The organism is Myxococcus sp. CA039A, from assembly GCF_013336645.1.
Taxonomy (GTDB): domain Bacteria; phylum Myxococcota; class Myxococcia; order Myxococcales; family Myxococcaceae; genus Myxococcus; species Myxococcus llanfairpwllgwyngyllgogerychwyrndrobwllllantysiliogogogochensis.
The window spans coordinates 1-3,899 of record NZ_JABUMQ010000546.1 but is presented as its reverse complement, the minus strand read 5'-3'; the positions used below and the strand labels follow the sequence as shown (position 1 = coordinate 3,899).

The following is a 3,899-nucleotide window of genomic DNA, read 5'->3' as shown; positions in this document are numbered from 1 at the left end:
CCCATCCAGCACGGGGTCCTCTTCTATCCCGGCATGGAGGTCCTGCCGCCATTCACGGCGTATCACGTGGACCGGCTGACAGAAGAGCAGTGGCCGTCCATCGCGGCGGCGTTCAAGGCGCGGCTGGCTCCCGACGTGGAAGCGCGGTTGGGTCAGACGCAGGGCGCCTTTCTCACCGGCGCGACGGCGGGGCTCGACAAGGGCCCCATCCTCAACCGGGCTGACTTCATCTGGGGCCTGGACTTCTCGCCCCGTCAGCACCGCGTCGCGTACACGCGGCTGGGCGCGCGCTCCTACTTCCTGTCCATCTGGGCGCTGGAGACACCGCCCCGGAAACTGGGCGACCCGCTCATCAATGCGTACGAGTTCGACGTGGAGGGCGTGGCCTTCTCGCCGGACGGCGGACTTGTCGCCACCGCGGGCCGTGATGGCGCCGTGCGCCTGTTCGACGCGGCCACGGGCGAGGCTCGCGGCGTTCGCGTCACCGAGGAGCCACTCACCGTGGTGGCCTTCCACCCGGAGGGCCGCTGGCTGGTGGCGGGGGGCGTGAAGGGTCTGCTCACCGTGCTGTCCGTGCCGGACCTGGCCCATGCCTCCGAGGAGCGCGGGCACGAGGGGCCGGTGAGCGCGGTGGCCTTCGCGCCGGACGGGACGCTGTATTCGGGCGGCTGGGACAAACACGTGCGCGCGTGGCGCACGGGGCTGGAGTCCCTGTCCTCACAGGCGACGCGCGCGCGCTTCGAGCGACGGGGCGGCTCGGCGGTGGTGGGCGGCTCGGTGAATGGCAAGGCGCCCGTCAGCTTCGCGCTGGACGCGCGCGTGCCCGCCATCGTCGTCACCGGAGAGGCGGCCACTGCGGCGGGCATCGACGTGGCCTTCCTGAAGGAGACGTTGGACGTGCCGGGTCCGCTGGGCACCACCCAGGCGCGGCTGGCGCGGGGCCAGTCCCTGCGCTTCAAGTCGCTGGTGGTGCGCGACGTGGACGTGGCGGTGTGTGACGCGTGCGTGCCCCAGGGTGTGCAGGGCGTGCTGGGCGCTCCCTTCACCGAGCGGGTGGGCGTGTCCTTCGACGAGGTCAACCACGAGGCCCTCTTCACGCTGAAGTCCGCGGCGCCGGAAGGCGCGGCGACGGTGGAGACGCTGGTGCTGGCGGCGCGTTCGGACTTCACCTTCCCCGCGTACGTCAGCGACGTCACCGTGGACGCGCGCGGGCAGCGGCTGGGCGTGGGCCTCTCGGAGCAGAAGCCGGAGCGGGACAGGAACGTGTACGAGCGTGAGCGTCAGGGCGTGGAGGAGCCGCGGGGGCCCTTCAACGCGGGCGCGGTGGTGGACGCGGCCACGGGACAGGTGCTGCACAAGTGGCCGGTGCACCACGGCGTGGTGTCCACCGCGGCCATCTCTCCGGACGGGCGCTCGCTCGTCTCCGGAGGCTGGGACAAGAAGGTGCACCTCTTCACCGAGGGCGAGCCCACCGCGCGCGGGACGCAGACGTTCGACTGGTCCGTGCGCCGCGTGCGCTTCAGCCCGGACGGGCGCCTGGTGGGCGTGGCCGCGTGGACGCCGCAGGTGGCCAGCCGCACCGGGGAGAGCGAGCCGTCCGCGGTGCTGCTCGACGTGCGCTACGCGGAGGGCGCCTCCGTGGTGTCCCCTGGGGCGCCCGCCGCTCAGTAGTTGAAGAAGATGTGTTCTCGGGGCACGCCCCGGTCCTTCAGGGCGTCCATGACTCCCTGCACCATCCTCGACTGTCCGCAGACGAAGGCCCTGGAGTCCCCCACCGTGTCCTCGCCGAGGTGGGCCTGCACGTAGCCGGTGAGGCCCAGCCAGCCGCTCACGCCGGGCTGGCTGACGGTGCGCACCACCTGGATGCCCCCTTCCTCCCAGGAATGCAGCTCTCCCTGGTACGCGAAGGCGCCGGGGGTGCGCGCGCCGAAGTAGAGCTTCACGCGGCCGAAGGCCTCCCGCTCGCGGCGGATGCTGGCGATGACGGGGCGGATGGCGGAGATGCCGGAGCCGGTGGCGAAGAGGAGCACGTCATGTCCTCGGGCCCGCTCCAGTGGGAAGCCCTTCCCCTCGGGCGCCGACACGTGGACCTGGGCGCCTGGCGGAAGGCGGATGAGGGCGTCGGGCAGCGGGCTGCCGTCCTTGAGGAGGAACTCCCACCGTGCGCCTCGCGGCTCGGGCGGGGAGGCGATGGCGAACAGGCCCGCCTCCATTCCGGGCAGGCAGAGGCGGACGTATTGCCCTGGGTGCGCGTGGGTCCCCACAAGGGGCGTGCCTTGGATGTCGAGCACGAGGTCGGTGAGCCCGTCGGCTGCGGGGGCGCGGGAGGTGACGATGGCCGGATGCCAGTCGGGCATGGTGAGTGCGGTTTTAACCCGTGTGCCGGGAGCGTGCTGCCCCTGGTAGCCTGGGGCGGTGAAGAGTCTTCTCTGGATAGTCTTGTTCATGCTCGGCCTGGCCGGCGTGCTCATTCCGCTGACGTATCTCTATACGGCCAGCAAGCTGCCCCAGTTGGAGAGCGAGTTCGACGTCGACAAGCTGCTCAAGCACAGCATCGAAGGCGAGCGGATGAGCCTCCGCGCCGGGCAGTCCGAGCGCAACCCCCGTCCCATCGCCTTCAACCGCCCCGACTTCTCGCGCCTGCCGAAGGACCTGGTGGCGCTCTATATCCGCCACATGGAGTGCCCCCGCTACTTCCAGACGCCGCGCGAGGACGGGGCGGCGTGGGCGTGGCGCCTCTTTGTCGGCGCGACGGTGGGGACGGCGCCTCCGGGAGAGGGCGCCTGTGAGCGCCTGCTGGCCATGCGCATCGCCCAGGGCCTGGGCATCTCCGGCAACCTCCAGCTCACCGTGGCCGCGCACCGGCTGCACGCCTTCATGCAGAAGGACCAGCTCATCGCCTACGACCTGGCCATCCTCTACTTCGAGCGGGGCGTCGTGGGCGTGGAGGACGCGGCCTTCACCCTCTTCAAGAAGGAGCTCAGCGACCTGCAGCTCCCGGAGCTGGCGGAGCTCCAGCTCGCGCTGCCGCCCTTCTATCGCTACTGGGATATCCGCCAGTGCAAGAACCCCACGGTGCTGCGTCAGGACCGGGACACGCTGCTGGCGGACCTCGCGGGGTGGAAGCTGGTGAGCGAGGACCGGGCTCGCAACGCGACGTCGCAGAAGCTGGGCTGCCTGGAGTAGCGCGCACGACGTGCTGGAGGGCCTCGTTGTGCCCGGTGCTCAGGGCTTGATGAACATGCTCTCCAGCGAGTTGAGCCGCTTGTTGATGTCACGGCGGGTCTCCGTGTCCTCGGCCGCTTCGGCCTGCCGCCGGTACTTCGTCAGCAGATTCAGCATCGCGTCGGGGCTCGTCACGCGGCCCTGACCGATGAGCTCCGGCATCGACTCCTCCAGCGAGTCGATGCGCTTGAGGAGCCTGCCCCGGGACATCGCGTCCGCGCTGACCGTGGGCTTGGAGGTGCTCGCGGGGCGACCGGAGCGAGCCACGGCGGGGGTCTCCGGCTCCTCGAGCGCGGGCGGTGGGCGGGCCGTGGGAGGCGCCTGCTCCGCGTGGTCAGCGGGGGCCGTGGCCGCCAGCGCTCCGTTCGTGTCGAGCGGCGTGGGGGCCGCGTCTTCTTCGGCCGGGGCTGGGCTGCCTCCTGGCTGGTCCAGTGCGCCAGTCGCGAGCGGGGCGGGCGGAGGCGGCTCGGCGAGGACCTCGCGCGAGGGGACGTCTTCCCGCGCGGCGGCATGCGTGAGCGGCACGGCGCGGGGCGGCTCCCGGAAGACGATGGCGGCGGCTCCGGCGAGCAGCGCCACGGAGGTTCCAAGGGCGACTGCGACGGGCAGGTACTTGCGCGTGCCGGTGGGCTGGGGAGCGGGCCGGGCGCCTTTCTCCGGCGTCAGCTCCGGAG

General features: G+C 71.6%; 3 protein-coding genes and 1 pseudogene. 2 read left to right on the top strand and 2 right to left on the bottom strand.

Features of this window, described 5'->3' with window-relative positions:
- Positions 1-33: 33 nt before the first annotated feature.
- The gene (locus tag HR086_RS45365) at positions 34-1,671 is read left to right on the top strand and encodes a WD40 repeat domain-containing protein (protein WP_174468764.1); all 1,638 of its coding nucleotides are present in this window, start codon (positions 34-36) and stop codon (positions 1,669-1,671) included.
- On the opposite strand, the gene HR086_RS45360 is transcribed toward HR086_RS45365, so the two are convergent.
- Positions 1,665-2,357, bottom strand: coding sequence for an NAD-binding oxidoreductase (locus HR086_RS45360; RefSeq protein ID WP_141649302.1), 693 nt, complete (start codon positions 2,355-2,357; stop codon positions 1,665-1,667). The genes HR086_RS45365 and HR086_RS45360 overlap by 7 nt on opposite strands.
- An 88-nt stretch (positions 2,358-2,445) precedes the next feature.
- Here HR086_RS45360 and HR086_RS45355 point away from each other — a divergent pair, with 88 nt between their 5' ends.
- Positions 2,446-3,186, top strand: a complete 741-nt coding sequence (locus tag HR086_RS45355) for a transglycosylase domain-containing protein (RefSeq protein WP_174457408.1) — start codon at positions 2,446-2,448, stop codon at positions 3,184-3,186.
- A 39-nt stretch (positions 3,187-3,225) separates the two neighbouring features.
- Here HR086_RS45355 and HR086_RS45350 read toward each other — a convergent pair.
- A pseudogene (locus HR086_RS45350) lies at positions 3,226-3,899 on the bottom strand (hypothetical protein); the annotation flags it as partial.

Bases quoted from the DNA above. Each gene is read 5' to 3' on its own strand.
- HR086_RS45365 (WP_174468764.1), top strand. From the start codon at position 34: ATGGAGGTCCTGCCGCCATTCACGGCGTATCACGTGGACCGGCTGACA.
- HR086_RS45360 (WP_141649302.1), bottom strand. From the start codon at position 2,357: ATGCCCGACTGGCATCCGGCCATCGTCACCTCCCGCGCCCCCGCAGCC.
- HR086_RS45355 (WP_174457408.1), top strand. From the start codon at position 2,446: ATGCTCGGCCTGGCCGGCGTGCTCATTCCGCTGACGTATCTCTATACG.